This window comes from Aestuariimicrobium sp. Y1814, from assembly GCF_050113895.1.
Classification (GTDB): domain Bacteria; phylum Actinomycetota; class Actinomycetes; order Propionibacteriales; family Propionibacteriaceae; genus Aestuariimicrobium.
The window spans coordinates 234299-250417 of the sequence record NZ_JBNJRW010000005.1 but is presented as its reverse complement, the minus strand read 5'-3'; the positions used below and the strand labels follow the sequence as shown (position 1 = coordinate 250417).

Below are 16119 nucleotides of genomic sequence, written 5' to 3'. Positions count from 1 at the left end.
CGTCAGGAGGCTGTTGAGTCGGCCGTGTAGGTCGGGGTTGTAGGGCGTGTGGTCGTGCCAGCAGCGCCACAGGATCCTGGTCCAGTTTTGGGCCAGGATTCTTGCTGCGTGGGGGTGTCGGCAGCCGCGGGCTCGGGCGCGGTCGTAGGTGTCGCGTGCCCAGGCGTTCGCGCGGGGCGTGTCTTGGGCCCAGTCGACCAGTGCTGCCCGGAGTTGTTTGTTGCAGCCGCGTCGGTAGGCGACGTTGAGGTGCTTGCCGGACTGCCTGGTCGATGGTGCGACGCCGGCGGCTGCGGCGAGTGCTGGGGGGTCGGGGAACCTGGCCCGGCAGTCGCCGATCTCGGCCAGCAGGGTGGCTGCGCGGACGGTCCCGGCGCGGGGCAGGGACTGGAAGATCGGGCCGTCGGGGTGAGCCAGGAGTGCTTCCTTGATCCGGGCCTCGAGCCGGGCTTGTTCATCACGCAGGGTGGCGAGCAGATCAACGAGGGTCAGCACGATGACCTCGCTGGCTTCGGCTGCCGCGCCGCTGACGCGGCCGGTCGCAGCTTCGTGCAGGTGGTCGACCAGCCGGGTCGGGGTGTGGCGGCCGCAGTATGCGTTGGCCTTGAGCCAGTGCGCCATCCGCAGCTCGCTGAGCCAGGCTGCTTTGGCTTCGCTGGGGAATCGGCGCAGGAACGCCAGGCTGATGGGGATGTCGAGCTGGCTGAACAGGCCGATCGCGCCGGGGAAGTTGTGCTGCAGCACTGCGAGCAGTTGGTTGTGCACGGCGATCCGGTGATCGATCAGATCGTGGCGGGCGCGCACCAGCATCCGCAGCGCGATCGTCTGTTCGCTGTCTGGTTGCACGATCGCCCAGCGACCGGCGTCGGTGCGCAACGCGTCGGCCAGCACGAACGCGTCGAACCGGTCGTCCTTGTTCCCCGCGGAGCCGTAGCGGGCACGCAGTGACTTCACCTGCCGTGCACTGATCACGACGACTTCGAACCCGTCGCGGATCAGGTGCTCGACCACCGGTCCGTCGCCGCGCTCGATCCCGATCCGTTCCACGCCATGGCGACGCAGCAGGGTGGTGATCTTGGTCAACCCGGGCCGTGTGTGCGGCACGGTTGCTTCCTCGATGCGCTGTCCGTCGTCGTCGACGATGCACAGCGCGTGGTGCTGCCAGGACCAGTCGATCCCGGCGTAGGTGGGCGTAGCCTCAATCATGAGAGTGCTCCTTCCGTCAGCCCACGGATTCAGCACTCCGGTCCGGGACGTGACGGTCGGTCGCTCACTGAGGCGCTCCGGGACCTTGCCGGGTCCTTGGCGCATAGCCCTATGGCCGATCTGCGCGTCCCGGGCCACCGAGCCCTGCAACTCTCAGCCAGGTCGTCCCCGAAGGGCGACTCGCTCAGCCTGGCAGTGGCCCGATGGACCCGGGGTGCAGACAAGACGATTCGCCTCGTCCACCCCAATGGTCAACCAGTGAGCTCAGCCGTCGATCTCCCTCAGGACGTCCTCAAGCCGCTCGACGAAGGACGGGAGGTCGAGCTCGGCTGTCGTGATGAGGACGTCCATGTCCATCGACCAGTAGCCGCGGACGATCCGGTGGCGGAGCTGCGCCGGGCGCGCCCAGTTGACCTCCGGGTGGTCCGCCTTGAACTCCGCCGGGAGCTGCGAGGATGCCTCGCCCAGCACCATGAAGCTCCAGAGCAGCGCGTCTCGTCGGAGGCGATCCTCGCACAACTCGTCTCCGTCCCGACCCGCCACCAACGTCATCGCGTGCCTGGCCGCGTCGATCATCTCCACGAGCAGGAGTGCCTCACGTCGCATAGATGGCCTGCGCCTGGTTCAGGACGGCGTCCTTGAGGCGGGGGTGGAGGGCGGTGCGGGCCACGAGATCCACCGGTCTGCCGAACACCTCGGCGAGTTCCGCGGTCAGGTCCTCGATTTCCCACCCCAGCCGCCTGCCGGGTCGGAGCTCGTAGAGCAGATCCACGTCGCTGGCCGGCGTCGCCGTCCCCGCGGCGACTGACCCGAACACCTCCAACGAGGCGAGGCCGTACCGGTCGCCGATCTCAGCGATCCGACGCAGGGAGTCGGCAGAGATCTTCAGCACCCCGCGCGGCGCCCCTGCCAGATACGCCTGGAGGGCGGCCCTGATCACCGACGACCGACTGGTCGCCTCGATGGCCGCGCGCCTGTCGATGTCTGCCAGGAGGTGGGCGTCCATGCGCACGGGAACGATCTGCGTCACGCAGCTAGTGTAATACGCGACGTTGATACGTATTACGGATCGGAGCGCCCGCTCCCCGGCATGGGCTGAGTCCTACTCGTGGGTCGTGATCCACTTCGGGCGTGGACCGATCGCGGCCAGTTCGTCGCCGAAGAAGGTCGGGTACATGGTGGTCGTCTTGCCGTACTCGTCGATCGGGATCCATTCGTGCCACTCGACGTCGCCCAAGGTGGTGAGGCTCGGTTCGGTGCTCAGCGGTACGGCGGGGTCGTACTTCATGAGGAAGTAGAAGGCGAGTTCGTGACAGTCGCGTTCCTCGAGCCCGGGGGTGATCGAGTCACGGAAGAAGTTCTCGTGGATGAAGGCCAACCGATCGACCTCCATCTCGACGCCCGTCTCCTCGAGCACCTCGCGCTTCACAGCATCGATCGCGCTCTCGCCGTGGTGGACGCCGCCGCCGATGGAGTAGTAGTACGGGCTGGTCTCGTTGCGGGCCATCAGCACCTTGCCGTCGTGCAGGATGATCGCCGTCGCGCGGTAGCGGAACCAGAGTCCGTCGTCGTCGTAGCCGCAGTCCCGGATCTGTTGGTTCACGGGATGATTCTGCCGCGACCCGACCTCACCGTGCAGCAGACTGTCGCCAGCTGAGCCTTTCAAGCGACTCACTGCGCTGTTCGCCGAAGCCCTTCCACAGTGGCCGCCCTACGGCGGAATGTACGACGAGGTCACCCCGCATCTCTCGATCGGGCACGAACTCAGCGCCACCGAGCTCGACGAGATTCGTGGACTGCTGCCCATCCGCGCCACCGCGAGCGAGATCACGCTGACTTGGTGGGACGAGGGCGCCGCCGAGAATCTGGAAACCTTTCCGCTCCCCGACTAGGGCCCGTTCGCCTGCGGCTGTGCTGCAGATGGCGCTCCAACGCGCACCACAACCGGTCGCCGGGTCCTATCCTGACAGGGTGACTGCTCTGATCGGACTCAAGGACAACCTGGCGATGGCCCGCCTCATGGTCATCACCGACCTGCGCGGCGGCACCGAAGCCTTCGTCGACTTCCTGGACCAGATGTTCCGCGCCGGTGCCGACATCCTCCAGGTGCGGGCACCCGAGGCGGACGACGCGGCCCTCCGCGAGGCGCTGGACGCCGCGGTCCAGCCCACCTTCGACCACCGCAAGCTGCTGTGCGTGGGCCGCAACACCGAAGTGGCGGCCGGTTTCACGGCCGACCTGCTGCACCTGGGTTCGACCGACGGTGACCTGGGTGATGCCCGGGCCCGGCTGGGGAAGTGGTCGCTGGTCGGCCGTTCGGTGCACGACCGTGCCCAGCTCGACCATGCCGTGCTAGAGAAGGCCGACTGGATCACCGTCGGCCCGGTGTACGGCAACGAGGTGCCCGGCCCCGACCTGGTGCGTGAGGCCGCCGAGGTGCTCCCGGTGCACGACGAGAAGACGGTGCCCTGGTTCGCCGTCGGTGGGATCACCCTGGACAACCTGGACGAGGTGCTCGCCGCCGGAGCCGTGCGGGTGGCCGTCTCGTCGGCGATCACCACCGCCGAGGACCCGGCCGCGGCGGCCGCCGAGTTCTCCACCCGGGTGCGCACCCACTGGAAGCAGCGCCCCGACATGGCCGACTACGTGTTCCGCGCGATGGGGGGGCCGGGCCGCAGCGCCAGCCTGAACCCCGGCGCCAGCCTGAACCCCGATACCGTGGCCGGCCCGCCCAACGGTGCCGGAGCAGCCGATGAGGGTGCCCGCTGACGTGCTGACCAATCGCAGGGGCCTGCTGATGCTGGTGGCGGCCATCCTCCTGGTGCTGCTGGCCGGCTACTTCTTCCGCGACCCCGGTTCCGTGGGGGAGCCCTCCACCCCCAGCGCCACCGAGTCCTCCTCGGCGCCCGGGGCGGCGTCCTCGTCCGCCCCCGACTCGTCCGCCCCCGGCTCAACGGCCCCGGCGTCGGCGGCCCGCACCTCGACGGCCGGGCGCGCCAGCACCTCTTCGGTGCCGAGCACCGACGCTGACGGGTTGGCCGTCATCGCGGTGGCCGACCTGCCGGCCGAGGCGCAGGAGGTCTACCGGCTGCTGATGGCGTCCGGCCCCTTCGAGTACCAGAAGGACGGCACCGTCTTCGGCAACCGTGAGGGGCTGCTGCCCAGCAAGCCCAACGGCTACTACCGCGAGTTCACCGTCGAGACCCCCGGGTCGCGGGACCGTGGGGCGCGGCGCTTCGTGGTGGGGGGCTGCGGCAAGCAGACCTCGACCACCCCGGTGCGGGCCACCGCCTGCTCGACCAGCCACCCGATCTACTACACCGACGACCACTACGAGTCCTTCCGGAGGGTGCTGTGAGGGCGGCCCTGGTGCCCGGCGTGCACCTGCTCGAGATCGACGACGCCTGGTTTGAGCAGGTCGGCGCGCAGTGGAGGCTCGGACTGCTCGAGGGTGGCGATGATCGGCGGGAGGTGCTCGGCCGCTTGGGCAGGGCGTTGAACTTCCCGGACTACTATGGCGAGAACATGGACGCCGCCTGGGACTGCCTGACTGACTTCACCGAGCCGACCGCACTGGTCTGGCGCGGCTGGCAGGACTTTGCCGTGGCGCACCCCCACGCCTGGGCTGGACTGCTGGGCATGTTCAATGAACGCTGCGCACTGCAGCCCGACTTTGCGGTGGTACTGGCCCGATGACCAACATCTTCGAGATCTTCAACCCCAACGACCGCCACTGGCGCGAACAGAAGGACTTCGACAAGGTCCACGTGTTCACCACCAAGAAGGGTGGTCGGGGCCCCATGCAGGTCGACCTGGACGACAAGACCATCGTGCTGCCCACCCGCAGCAAGGCCGACCCCGAGTCGGACAAGCCGGTGAAGCGGGGCAGCCAGCGCGCGAAGAAGGCCGCCGAGGTCGAGCCGACCGAGGCCGGGTCGACTGATGAGGCCCCCGAGCACGACTCGGCCGACCACGCTGCCGCGGCCCCCGAGCACGACTCGGCCGACCACGCTGCCGCGGCCGATGACCAGTCCGACGAGCAGCAGCCCGCGAAGAAGGCCCCGGTCAAGCGCCGCAAGAAGTAGCCCCGGCCACGCCGGGGACGACTCAGTACCGGCGGTTGGTCACCAACGCAGCGAGCACCCGCAGCGCCTCGCGGCCCTCGTCGGTGAGTGAGGCCTGCTCCAGCTTCGACATCGCCTGCTCCACGCTGGTGGTGATCTCGTCCTCCACCGCCTGGTCCGCGCCGGCGGTGGTGATGATCTCGCGGGCCCGGTCGACCTGGTCGGCGGCCAGTTCCGGGTCACCCAGCATCGCATCGAGTTCGGCGGCGTCGCTACGGGTGGCGCTGGCCAGGGCGTGGGCGACCAGCACCGTCCGCTTGCCCTCACGCAGGTCGTCCCCGGCCGGTTTGCCGATCACCGACTCGTCCCCGAAGACCCCGAGCAGGTCGTCACGGAACTGGAAGGCCCGGCCCACCAGTGAGCCGTACTCGGCCAGCAGCGCCTGGGTGTCGCCCTCGGCGCCACCCAGCGCCGCACCGATCTGCAGCGGGTGGCGCACCGAGTAGCGCGCCGACTTGTAGTCGGTCACCCGGTAGACCCGGTCGAGTTCGGCCTGCAGCCCGGCCGGGTCGAGCGGGTCGCTGGAGGCCAGCAGCCGGGTCTGGCTGACGACATCGAGGAACTGGCCGCAGGTGACCTCGGCGCGCATCGCCTCCAGCAGGCGGGTGGCGGCCCCCCGGGTCGCCGCCGGCAGGGCGGTGTTGGTGAACATCTCGGCGCTCCAGACCAGCAGCAGGTCACCGAGCAGGATCGCGCCGGCCCGGCCGAAGGCCTCGGCGGCGCCACGCCCACCCTCGGCGGCATGCCAGGACTCGAACTGCCGGTGGGCCGCCGGGACACCCCGGCGGGTGTCGGAGGAATCCATCACGTCGTCGTGGACCAGCGCAGAGACGTGCAGCAGGTCGAGCGAGGCGGCCGCCTGCACCAGCCACTCGTCCTCGGCGGGGGCACCGGCCACCGCGACATGGCCCCAGTAGCAGAACGCCGGACGGAACCGTTTGCCGCCGGCGGTGAACTCCGCGGCCAGTCGGTGCAGCGGTTCGAGCTCGGGGCCGATCTGCTCGGTGGCGGCCCGCTTGTGGTCCAGGAAGTCGGTGATCGCGGCGCCGACGGCGTCACGGAAAGCGCCGCTGACCGGCTCTGATGCAGTGAAGGGTAGGTGTGCCACGTACTGAGCCTAGGCCACTGCGGCAGTGGTGGGTCACCTAGGCTGGAGGGCGTGCCACCTGCCGAGAACCAGCCCACCGATCGTCCCACCATCGCCCAACTGCTGCGTGAGGCCGACCGACCGCTGTTCTCGTTCGAGTTCATGCCCCCGCGCAGTGAGGACGAGGTGGACCTGCTGTGGCGTGCCATCGAGAAGCTGGAGCCGCTCGACCCCGACTTCGTGTCGGTCACCTACGGCGCCAACGGTTCCAACCGTGAACGCACCATCCGCACCACCAAGCAGATCATCGAACGCACCGCCCTGCAGACCATCGCCCACCTGACCGTCGTCGAGCAGCCGGCCGCCCAGCTGCGCCAGGTGCTGGACGACTACAGCGCTGCCGGGGTCAACCACGTGCTGGCGCTGCGGGGGGACCCGCCCGGCGGGGCGATGGAGGACTTCGTCGCCCATCCCGAGGGGTTGAACAATGCCACCGACCTGGTCCGGCTGGTGAAGGAGTGCGGCGATTTCTGCGTCGGGGTGGCGGCCTACACCGCCCCTCGCGAATCCGGTGGCCTGGCGCAGGAGGCGCGGGTGCTGGCCGCCAAGGCCGAGGCCGGCGCCGAGTATGCCATCACCCAGCTGTTCTACGAACCCGACGACTATTTCGACCTAGTCGATGCCGTGCGCGCCGAGGGCTGCGAGCTGCCGATCATCCCGGGCATCATGCCGGTGTCCACCATCGGCCAGCTCGACCGGTTCAGGATGCTTGGCGGCACCGACCTGCCCCAGACCATGGTCGACCGCCTGATGGCCGTCGCCGACGACCCCGAAGAGGTGCGCAAGGTCGGTGCCCGCATCTGCACCGAGCTGGCCGTCACCCTGCTGCGGGGCGGTGCGCCGGGGCTGCACTTCTTCACGCTCAACCGGTCGAAGGCCACCACGCGCATCTTCGAGATGCTGTCAGGCCGACGCTGGTAGCGCCTGGCGCCACTGCGCCGGGGCACCCCGGTCGAGGTCGATGGTGACCAGCCGCTGCGTCGGGCGCGTCAGCGCCACATAGAGCACGCGCTCCCGGCCGGGGGCTTCGTGGACGATGTCGTCGGGGGACAGGACGACCACCGCGTCATATTCCAGGCCCTTGGCCTGCAGCGGGGTGACCACCCGGGCCCGTTCGGCCATGCCGGCCCGCTCGACCGCGGCTGCGGCCTGCTCGAGCAGGCTGGGCGGGGCCAGCACCCCGATGGTGCCCTCGACCTGCCCGGCCAACTCGGTCAGGTGCTCACCGACCCGGGCCTCCAGGTCGGCCGGGGCCACCGAGTCCAGCACCGGGTGCACGCCGGTCGAGCGCACCGCCCGGGGCAGGTCGGCCTCCGGGTGCACGGCCTTGATCACGTCGGCGGCCAGGCTGAACACCTCGGCCGGCGAGCGGTAGTTGGTGGTCAGCCGGAACTCGCGGCGCTGGCCGGACCCGACCAGGTCGTCGATCGCCCGACGGGTCTCGTCCAGGTGCGGGTAGGAGGCCTGCGCCATGTCACCGACCAGGGTCCAGCTGGCCTGCGGCCCGCGGCGGCGCAGCATGCGCCACTGCATCGGGGTGATGTCCTGGCACTCGTCGACCAGCACATGGGCGAAGGTCTGCTGCGGGTCGTCATTGGGGTCGACCTCGCGCTGGGTGCTCAGCAGGTCGGCGGTGCTGACCAGTTCGGCCACGTCACCGCCCTCGATGAACACCGGGGCATCGGCCTCGGGGTCGGCCTCGGGCAGGCCGATGATCGCCACCAGTTCGTCCATCAACGCCATGTCGGCCACCGACCACGGTGAGACCTTGCCGCGCGAGACCTGCTCGAGCAGCCCGGGGTCGTAGGAGTTGCTGAGCACGTCACGTTCGTGGGGGGTGAGTTTCGGCGCGACCCGATCGAGCAGTTCGCGGTCGCTGAGCCGCACCAGCATGTCGCGGGCCTCGAGGCTCGGCCACCAGGCCTGCAGGAACATCGTGAACGAGGCCTGCGAACCGGCCAGGTCGTCGAAGGCCTCACGGCTGAGTTCGGCCTCGTTGGTGAAGCGGTTCCACAGGGCCTGCAGCAGCGCCTTCTCGGCGGCCGGCCGGGCCCGGTTGATCATCCTGGTTTCCAGGACCTGCTCACGGATGCGCGCCAGTTCGTCGGGCTGCAGGGTGAGCACCTCACCCTTGACGCTCACCCGCAGCGGTTCCTGCAGGCCGTTCAGCGGCTCATTGGCCAGGGCGCGCAGCACCGGCAGCATCCGCAGGCTGCCCTTGAGGGTGGCGGCCTCGGCGGCATCGACGCGTTCGGTGGTGAAGCCGAGCACGTCGCGGGCCACGGCACCGATGGCGTGCAGGGTGACCGCGTCCTCACCGAGGCTGGGCAGCACCCGCTCGATGTAGTTCATGAACACCGACGACGGGCCGACCACGAGCACCCCGCCACGCTCGAGGCGCCGGCGGTGGGTGTAGAGCAGGTAGGCGGCGCGGTGCAGCGCCACCACGGTCTTGCCGGTGCCGGGACCACCGGCGATCAGCGTCACGCCCTGGTAGGGGGCGCGGATCGCCTCGTCCTGTTCGGACTGGATGGTGGCGACGATGTCGCGCATCGCGTCGCCGCGGGCCCTGGCCAGGGAGGCCATCAGGGCACCCTCACCGATCACCACCAGTTCGGAGGGGGAGTCGTCGTCGAGCAGGTCGTCCTCGATGCCGACGACCTGGTCGTTGCGGCAGCGCAGCACTCGCCGGCGGACCACACCCATCGGGTTGGTCGGGGTGGCCCGGTAGAACGGTTCGGCCGCCGGTGCCCGCCAGTCGATGACCAGCGGTTCGTAGTCCTCGTCGCGCACACCGATGCGCCCGATGTAGCGGGTGTCCGGCGGGTTCATGTCGAGCCGGCCGAAGACCAGCCCCTCGTGTTCGGCGTCGAGGGTCGCCAGCCGCTTGGCCGACTGGTAGGCGAAGGCGTCGCGTTCGAACAGGGCGGTGCCGTCCTCCTCGCGCAGGAAGTCGCCACGGTCGGTCTGGTAGCGGCGACGCCCCTCGTCGGCGACCTGTCGGGCTGACGTGGTCGCCACCTCGAGGGCCTCGTAGACGCGGTCGACGTGGGCCTGCTCAGCAGCGAGTTCTCGGGCCAGCGTGTCGTGCTGGTCGCCGGTGGTGACCTCGGACGCTGAGGTGTCGGTGGACGGTGACTCTGGATGGTGCAAGACGTGTCCTTCGCAACGGCTGACGACCCAGCCTACCCCTGCTGGGTCAAGCAGCCGGGCCAATCGGCCATCAGTGAACATGGTGTCCCGGGCGGGGGACTGCTCAGCGGGGTCGTCGGGTGGGGGTGCTCGCCTTGTTGGTCGGACGAATGTCCTCGCCGGTCAGCAGCTCATGCACCTGGTAGCTGACCAGCGCGCCGGTCAGCACCTCGGCCCACGGTTCGTTGCCGGCATGCGAGGCGGCCGAGGCCCGCCACGGGCCGGCCTCGGCGGCCGGGGTGATCGCCGGGCGGGCCACCCACTGCCGCCAGCCCGACAGGTCCCAGCCGTGGCTCGGGTCGGGCTCGGCCGGGTGGGTGTGGTCGTGGCTGGTGACCAGCACCCCCGCCGGGGTGCTGCGCTGCCAGGCGATCACCACCCCGTCGTCGGTGTGGAAGACCGTCTCGGCCAGCCCCGTGACCGGGGCCAGGTCGGGGTGCAGGTCGTGGGTGACGGTCGCAGGGCGCACCGCGGTCAGTTCGGCCGGGCGGTGCAGCAGCCGCTGCCACCACGAGGTCTCCTCGGCCGGTGGGCTGGGCGCCAGCGCCTCGATGACCACCCGCGCGTCACCGGGCTCGGCCTCGAGTTCGACCTGCCGGTCGACCAGCCGGTCGGTGAGCACGCCCACCATGGCGCCCATCAGCAGCGCACTGGCCGGTTCGTCCTCGTCCAGTGGGGCGGTGGACAGGTGCCAGCGCCCGAAGGTGCGCGGCAGGGTCCACCGGGTGGCCAGCCAGGCGGGTGCCCGTTCTGGGTCGGCGGCCCCGGCCCGGACCCCGGCGCTGAGCAGCAGCTGCGCCAGGTGCGGTTCGTCGAGTTCCTGGGCCAGCTGCCCCAGGGAGCGGTGCTGCCACAGTGCCCGCCCATCGGGGTCGGCGGGGAAGGGTCGCTCGACCCCGGCCATCCGCAGCGCCTGCCACAGTTCGTCGACCTGGTCGAGCAGGTCGGTCCAGCGGGTGGCGGCCCCCTCACCCAGCACTTCGCGGATGCCGCGCAGGTGCCCGGCCCGGTCATCGCCCAGCACCAGCTCGGTGCCGTCAGCGAAGCGGTGCACGGCCGGTGGGGCCTGTACCAGTTCGAGGTGGTGGGCATTCAGCTCGGTGACCAGCGGGCGCCCGGACTTCTTCAGCAGGTCACGCCAGGCCGCGGGCAGGGTGAAGACCGGCTCCAGGTCGTCGACGAGCAGGCCGGGGTGTTCGTCCAGCGGGTGGGGGTGGGCCCGGCCACCCAGCGGGCCGGCGGGGTCGAGGCTGACGCGGTGACCGACCCTGGCCAGGCGGATGGCCGCCGCCAACCCCGCCAGGGATGCACCGTGGACGTGGACGTGGTCGGTGCCCACGCTCAGCCCACCTCCGGCGACGCGGCGGGCTGCAGGCGCTTGCGCAGGGCGCGGTAGCCCTGCCGGACCTTGGCGAACAACCAGAAGAACACGATGCCGGTAGCCAGCAGCAGGATGCCGGCGACGACCGCGGCGGCGACCGGGTTCAGCGCGGCGATGCCGAGCACGGTGAGCAGGCTGATGTCACCGCCGAGGGAGTGGCCGACATTGCTGACCGGTTCGGGTGAGGTGTTGATCGCCAGCCGGGTGCCCGCCTTGGTGATGTGGCTCAGCAGCGCGGTCACGCCACCGACACTGGCCAGGGTGATGGTGGCCAGGTCGCCCGACTGCCCGGCGATCAGGCCGCCGATCAAGGCGCCGGCGATCGGGCGGATGATGGTCGAGATCGTGTCCCAGACCGAGTCGAGGTAGGGGATCTTGTCGGCCACCAGCTCCAGCAACCCCAGCACGCCCATCACCACCAGCACGTCGACGCGCTGGAACCCGTCGGGCACGTCGGCCAGACCGGCGAAGCGACCCAGCAGGCCGAGCAGGAAGACCGTGGCGTAGGCGTTGATCCCACTGGCCCAGCCCGCGGCAAAGGTGAGCCCGAACAGTTCCATGCCCTCAGGGTAGTTGAATGGACTGACAACTCCGCCCAGCCCCGAGCGGGTACCCTCGGCAGGCATGGAGGAGTCCCTGAAGGTCGGTCGGCCACAGCAGTCCGCAGCCGGCATCCCGGGAGTGGTGCATGCCCTCGGGTTCGCGGTGCGCGAGCGGGCGCTGCTGCCCCTGTTGAAGGTCAACCAGACCGACGGTTTCGACTGCCCGGGGTGTGCCTGGCCCGACCCTGACCACCGCCACGTCGCCGAGTTCTGCGAGAACGGCGCCAAGGCCGTCGCCGAGGAGACCACCGCCCGGCGCTGCGGCCCGGAGTTCTTCGCCGAGCACGACCTGGCTGACCTGCGTGGCCGCAGCGACCACTGGCTCGGTCGACAGGGTCGGCTGACCACGCCGATGTACCGGCGTCGTGGGGCGAGCCACTACGAACCGGTGAGCTGGGAGTTCGCGCTCGACCTGATCGCGGCGAAACTGTCGTCCATCGAGGCGGACGAGGCCGTCTTCTACACCTCGGGCCGCACCTCGAACGAGGCCGCGTTCCTCTACCAGTTGCTGGTGCGCCGGCTCGGCACCAACAACCTGCCCGACTGTTCCAACATGTGCCACGAGTCCTCGGGCAGTGCGCTGACCGAGACCATCGGCATCGGCAAGGGCACCGTGACGCTGACCGATGTCGAGACCACCGACCTCATCCTGATCAACGGGCAGAACCCCGGCACCAACCACCCCCGCATGCTCAGCGCCCTCGAGAAGGTGAAGGCCCGCGGCGGCCGGATCATCGCCATCAACCCACTGCCAGAGGCCGGGCTGATCAACTTCAAGAACCCCCAGACGATCAAGTCCGTCACCGGCGGGGTGCCGCTGGCCGACGAGTTCTGCCAGATCCGGGTCAACGGTGACCTGGCGCTGTTCCGGGCCCTCAACCGGATCCTGCTCGACCGTGATGCTGTCGACCACGAGTTCATCGAGACCTACTGCACCGGCTTCGAGGAATACGTCGCCGCCCTCGAGGTCGACCGCGCCGAGACCGAGTTCGCCACCGGGCTGGAATGGTCGCAGATCGAGCGGGTCGCCGACCTGGTCTGCGCCGCCGACACCGCCGTGGTCTGCTGGGCGATGGGGCTGACCCAGCACAAGAACTCGGTGCCCACCATCAAAGAGATCGTCAACTTCCTGCTGCTGCGCGGCAACATGGGCAAGCCCGGGGCCGGGGCCTGCCCGGTGCGCGGCCATTCCAACGTGCAGGGTGACCGCACTGTCGGCATCAACGAGAAGCCACCCCGGGCCTTCATCGAGTCGCTGTCAAAGGCCTTCGACTTCGAGGCGCCCACCGAACACGGCTATGACGTGGTCGATGCCATCCGTGCCATGCGTGAGGGCAGGGTGAAGTTCTTCATGGGCATGGGCGGCAACTTCGTCCGCGCCACCCCTGACACGGAGGTCACCGAGCAGGCGCTGGGCAACCTCGAGTTGACCGTGCAGGTCTCGACCAAGCTGAATGGGTCCCATGCGGTCACCGGCGCCGAGGCGCTGATCCTGCCGACCCTGGGGCGCACCGACGCCGACCCGCAGGCCACCGGCCCCCAGGACGTCACCGTCGAGGACTCGATGGGCATGGTGCACGCCTCCCGCGGACGACGTGAGTTCGGCGGGGTGCTCTCGGAGGTCGCCATCGTCACCGAACTGGGTCGGCGCCTGTTCGCCGATGCCTACTGGGACCGGTTCCGCGGCGACTACAGCCTGATCCGCGACAAGATCGAAGAGGTCATCCCCGGCTTCGAGGACTACAACGAACGCATCCGCCACCCCGGGGGCTTCGCGCTGCCCAACGGGCCGCGGGAGCGGCGTTTCACCACCGCCTCGGGGCGGGCCCACTTCACGGTCAACCCGCTGACCGTGGTGCGCACCCCACTCGGCCACCTGATCCTGCAGACTGTGCGCAGCCACGACCAGTACAACACCACCGTCTACGGCCTCGACGACCGTTACCGCGGCATCAAGGGTGGGCGCAGGGTCGTGTTCGTCCACCCGGACGACCTGGCCGAGCTGGGCATCGCCGACGGCAGCCACGTCACTTTGGTCTCAATGCACGAGTCGGGTGAGCGGCGCGCCGCCGGGTTCCGGGTGGTGGCCTACGACACCGCGCGCGGGTGCGCGGCCGCCTACTTCCCCGAGACGAATGTGCTGGTGCCGCTCGACTCGGTGGCCGACACCTCGCAAACACCGACGTCGAAGTCGATCATCGTGCGCCTCGAACCCGAGGCCGGCTGAGTGGGGCGCGTCACGGTCCGACGACCGGTGACCCGGGTCACGCTCGACGACGGCGTCCGGGTGACGCGGCGACCGGATGCCCTGATCGCCGAGGAGCCGCTGGAACTGCGGTTGGCGGGGGAGGCATTGACGGTCACCATGCGCACCCCGGGTGAGGACGTGCACCTGGCCCACGGCTTCCTGCTCAGCGAGGGCATCATCGGGGCCGCCGACCAGGTCAGCACCGCCCGCTACTGTGCCGGGGCGGTGGTCGACGACGAGTTCGGGGTGCCCCGCAACACCTACAACGTGCTCGACCTGCAACTGGCGCCCGGGGTGCCGCTGCCGGGAACCGGGGTGGTGCGCAACTTCACCACCACCGCGGCCTGCGGGGTGTGCGGCAAGACGAGCATCGACTCGATCGAGCAGCAGACCCGCTGGCCGGTCGACGACGACCCGGTACGGTTCGACCCGCAGGTGCTGGTGGGCCTGCCCGAGGTGCTGCGGGAGCACCAGCAGGCCTTCGACCGCACCGGTGCGCTGCATGCCGCGGGACTGTTCAGCGCCGACGGCCAGCTGGTGCGCGCCGCCGAGGACGTGGGCCGCCACAATGCCGTTGACAAGGTGCTCGGCTGGGCGCTGCTGCAGGGGCTGCTGCCCGCGCGGGGGCACGTGCTGGTGCTGTCGGGACGAGTGGGTTTCGAGCTGGTGCAGAAGGCGTTGATGGCCGGGGTGCCCGCGGTGGTGGCGGTCTCGGCGCCCTCATCGCTGGCGGTGGAGATGGCCGACCGGGCCGGGATGACCCTGCTCGGGTTCACCCGGGCACCGTCGTTCAACGTCTACACGGGGGCCGAACGACTCGGGTTGTGACCGGCTCCGGGGCGCTACAGCAGCGCGAAGGTCACCAGCCAGTGGGTGCTCATGAAGTCGCCCTCGGTGATGGCATGGCCGGCCCAGCCGTACTGTTCGGCCGAGGACTCCAGCACCGCGCTGCGAGCCGGGTCGTCCACCCACGGTGCCAGCCGGCGCAGCATCGCCGACCGTGACAGCGCCAGGCCGTAGAGGTGGACGGCGTGGCCGTCGGTCGGGTCGAGCACCTCGGGCAGCCGCAGCAGGGCATCGCCCGGCTCGCCGAGCACCGGCAGGAAGGTCCGCAGCCAGGCGCCGAACTCGACCGGTTCGAGCACCCTGCGCATCAGGTCGGCCTCGGCCAGGGCGGGGGACAGGAAGTCCGCGCCGGAGGGTTCCCACTGGCTGGGGTAGTCGACGTCACCACCGAACCACCCGAGCGCGGCGGAGTCGATGGCCTCGACGACCTCGGCTCGTCCGAGGTGTGCCTGGGCGTCGCGCAGCAGGCCCAGCGCGAAGGCGGTGTTGGAGTGCACGCCGTGGCGCACTGGGGCGGCCAGGGTCGGCAACCAGGCCACCAGCAGGTCACCGACGAGGTCGGCCAGCGGACGAACTGCACCCGCCCACCCGGCGGCCCGTTCGGCCAGCGGTCCGCTGCCCTCGGCCAGGCGCTGGGCGGTGGCGGCCAGTTGGCAGGCCCAGGCCCAGCCGTAGGGACGCTCAAAGCTGCGGTGGGCCGCCAGGTGCTCGACCTCGACGGCGATGTTCTGGCCGGTCAGCCGGGTGTCGAGCTCGTCGAGCAGGTCACGGTGGGGGGCGGTGGTGAGGTCCTCGGCAGCCTCCAGCAGCAGCATCGCCGAGTGCTGCATGTGCACCGAGGAATGCCAGTCCAGGCTGGCGTGGAACGCGGGGTGCACCTGCTGCGGGCTGCGGCCCCAGTCGTCGGCCGACAACGCCAGGTATGACCAGGCCCACGGCCAGTCGGTGCGCAGGGCCTGCAGCACGGTGGTGGCCCAGTCGGTGCCGTGACGCCCGATGCGGGCAGCGGTGGTCTCGTCCATCACCGCAGCCTATGGCCCGGGGCCCACGAAGTGGTGCGCAGGGCCCGCCAACCGGGGCTTGACGGGAATGTCGGGGGTGGGGTTATAGTGGAGATGTTCGAACGGGTGTTCGATTGACGGGTCAGGGGAAGGCTCGTGGTGTTCCTGGCCAAGGGGAACACAGCGCACACCTGTTGGAGCACCGGGACTGCCCCGGTGTGGATGGCTTCGACCCCCGTCCGCACCGGGGCTCCCGACACCCCGGGTCGAATCGGCGGTGGACGCACTCCCGGCGCCCGCAGGACTGTCGATGGGTTGCGGCCCGGCCACCTGGTCGGGCGCCGGCAAGCCCGTGGTGCACCAGCTCCGGGC

The 16119-nt window shown here is 70.1% G+C and carries 17 protein-coding genes; 8 read left to right on the top strand and 9 right to left on the bottom strand.

Features of this window, described 5'->3' with window-relative positions; all coding sequences use genetic code 11:
* From ACQE3C_RS08275 to ACQE3C_RS08260, 4 genes are all read right to left on the bottom strand, one after another.
* The coding region (locus ACQE3C_RS08275; RefSeq protein ID WP_434538698.1) for an IS110 family transposase at positions 1–1206 on the bottom strand (1206 nt) is incomplete at its 3' end.
* 264 nt (positions 1207–1470) lie between these two features.
* Positions 1471–1782 (bottom strand): HepT-like ribonuclease domain-containing protein, encoded by a 312-nt coding sequence (locus ACQE3C_RS08270; RefSeq protein WP_434538716.1) that lies wholly within the window; start codon positions 1780–1782, stop codon positions 1471–1473.
* 19 nt (positions 1783–1801) lie between these two features.
* The gene (locus ACQE3C_RS08265) at positions 1802–2236 is read right to left on the bottom strand and encodes a nucleotidyltransferase domain-containing protein (protein WP_434538697.1); all 435 of its coding nucleotides are present in this window, start codon (positions 2234–2236) and stop codon (positions 1802–1804) included.
* 72 nt (positions 2237–2308) lie between these two features.
* A complete protein-coding gene (locus tag ACQE3C_RS08260; protein WP_434538696.1) occupies positions 2309–2809 on the bottom strand; it encodes an NUDIX hydrolase in 501 nt (166 codons plus the stop codon).
* Positions 2810–2849: 40 nt separating this feature from the next.
* On the opposite strand from ACQE3C_RS08260, the gene ACQE3C_RS08255 reads away from it, so the two are divergent.
* From ACQE3C_RS08255 to ACQE3C_RS08235, 5 genes are all read left to right on the top strand, one after another.
* Positions 2850–3098 (top strand): 2'-5' RNA ligase family protein, encoded by a 249-nt coding sequence (locus ACQE3C_RS08255; RefSeq protein WP_434538715.1) that lies wholly within the window; start codon positions 2850–2852, stop codon positions 3096–3098.
* Positions 3099–3177: 79 nt separating this feature from the next.
* Positions 3178–3975: a thiamine phosphate synthase gene (locus ACQE3C_RS08250; RefSeq protein WP_434538695.1), complete on the top strand. Its 798-nt coding sequence runs from the start codon at positions 3178–3180 to the stop codon at positions 3973–3975.
* The gene (locus tag ACQE3C_RS08245; RefSeq protein WP_434538694.1) at positions 3959–4564 is read left to right on the top strand and encodes a ribonuclease domain-containing protein; all 606 of its coding nucleotides are present in this window, start codon (positions 3959–3961) and stop codon (positions 4562–4564) included. Before ACQE3C_RS08250 ends, ACQE3C_RS08245 begins: the two co-directional genes overlap by 17 nt.
* Complete coding sequence (locus tag ACQE3C_RS08240) at positions 4561–4902, top strand: barstar family protein (protein ID WP_434538693.1); 342 nt, start codon at positions 4561–4563, stop codon at positions 4900–4902. Before ACQE3C_RS08245 ends, ACQE3C_RS08240 begins: the two co-directional genes overlap by 4 nt.
* Entirely contained in the window at positions 4899–5291 is a 393-nt protein-coding gene (locus tag ACQE3C_RS08235) for a hypothetical protein (RefSeq protein WP_434538692.1), read from the top strand. Before ACQE3C_RS08240 ends, ACQE3C_RS08235 begins: the two co-directional genes overlap by 4 nt.
* 22 nt (positions 5292–5313) lie before the next feature.
* Here ACQE3C_RS08235 and ACQE3C_RS08230 read toward each other — a convergent pair whose 3' ends face one another.
* Positions 5314–6438, bottom strand: a complete 1125-nt coding sequence (locus tag ACQE3C_RS08230; protein ID WP_434538691.1) for a polyprenyl synthetase family protein — start codon at positions 6436–6438, stop codon at positions 5314–5316.
* A 51-nt stretch (positions 6439–6489) separates the two neighbouring features.
* On the opposite strand from ACQE3C_RS08230, the gene ACQE3C_RS08225 reads away from it, so the two are divergent.
* Positions 6490–7398, top strand: a complete 909-nt coding sequence (locus ACQE3C_RS08225; protein WP_434538690.1) for a methylenetetrahydrofolate reductase — start codon at positions 6490–6492, stop codon at positions 7396–7398.
* Here ACQE3C_RS08225 and ACQE3C_RS08220 read toward each other — a convergent pair.
* The 3 genes from ACQE3C_RS08220 to ACQE3C_RS08210 form a co-directional block, all read right to left on the bottom strand.
* Entirely contained in the window at positions 7381–9558 is a 2178-nt protein-coding gene (locus ACQE3C_RS08220) for a HelD family protein (protein ID WP_434538714.1), read from the bottom strand. The genes ACQE3C_RS08225 and ACQE3C_RS08220 overlap by 18 nt on opposite strands.
* A 175-nt stretch (positions 9559–9733) precedes the next feature.
* On the bottom strand, positions 9734–11008 hold the full coding sequence (locus ACQE3C_RS08215) for a hypothetical protein (protein ID WP_434538689.1): 1275 nt from the start codon (positions 11006–11008) through the stop codon (positions 9734–9736).
* A gap of 2 nt (positions 11009–11010) precedes the next feature.
* Entirely contained in the window at positions 11011–11610 is a 600-nt protein-coding gene (locus ACQE3C_RS08210; RefSeq protein ID WP_434538688.1) for a DUF4126 domain-containing protein, read from the bottom strand.
* A 64-nt stretch (positions 11611–11674) separates the two neighbouring features.
* Here ACQE3C_RS08210 and ACQE3C_RS08205 point away from each other — a divergent pair, with 64 nt between their 5' ends.
* Both ACQE3C_RS08205 and fdhD read left to right on the top strand, forming a co-directional pair.
* On the top strand, positions 11675–13879 hold the full coding sequence (locus tag ACQE3C_RS08205; RefSeq protein ID WP_434538687.1) for an FdhF/YdeP family oxidoreductase: 2205 nt from the start codon (positions 11675–11677) through the stop codon (positions 13877–13879).
* Entirely contained in the window at positions 13880–14728 is an 849-nt protein-coding gene (fdhD, locus tag ACQE3C_RS08200; RefSeq protein WP_434538686.1) for a formate dehydrogenase accessory sulfurtransferase FdhD, read from the top strand. It begins immediately after the preceding gene.
* Positions 14729–14742: 14 nt separating this feature from the next.
* Here fdhD and ACQE3C_RS08195 read toward each other — a convergent pair whose 3' ends face one another.
* Positions 14743–15768, bottom strand: a complete 1026-nt coding sequence (locus tag ACQE3C_RS08195; RefSeq protein WP_434538685.1) for a DUF2891 family protein — start codon at positions 15766–15768, stop codon at positions 14743–14745.
* Between the last annotated feature and the right edge of the window lie 351 nt (positions 15769–16119).

Coding starts and splice junctions, on each gene's coding strand:
- ACQE3C_RS08210 (WP_434538688.1), bottom strand. CDS start 11,610: ATGGAACTGTTCGGGCTCACCTTTGCCGCGGGCTGGGCCAGTGGGATC.
- ACQE3C_RS08195 (WP_434538685.1), bottom strand. CDS start 15,768: ATGGACGAGACCACCGCTGCCCGCATCGGGCGTCACGGCACCGACTGG.
- ACQE3C_RS08270 (WP_434538716.1), bottom strand. CDS start 1,782: ATGATCGACGCGGCCAGGCACGCGATGACGTTGGTGGCGGGTCGGGAC.
- ACQE3C_RS08245 (WP_434538694.1), top strand. CDS start 3,959: ATGAGGGTGCCCGCTGACGTGCTGACCAATCGCAGGGGCCTGCTGATG.
- ACQE3C_RS08205 (WP_434538687.1), top strand. CDS start 11,675: ATGGAGGAGTCCCTGAAGGTCGGTCGGCCACAGCAGTCCGCAGCCGGC.
- ACQE3C_RS08235 (WP_434538692.1), top strand. CDS start 4,899: ATGACCAACATCTTCGAGATCTTCAACCCCAACGACCGCCACTGGCGC.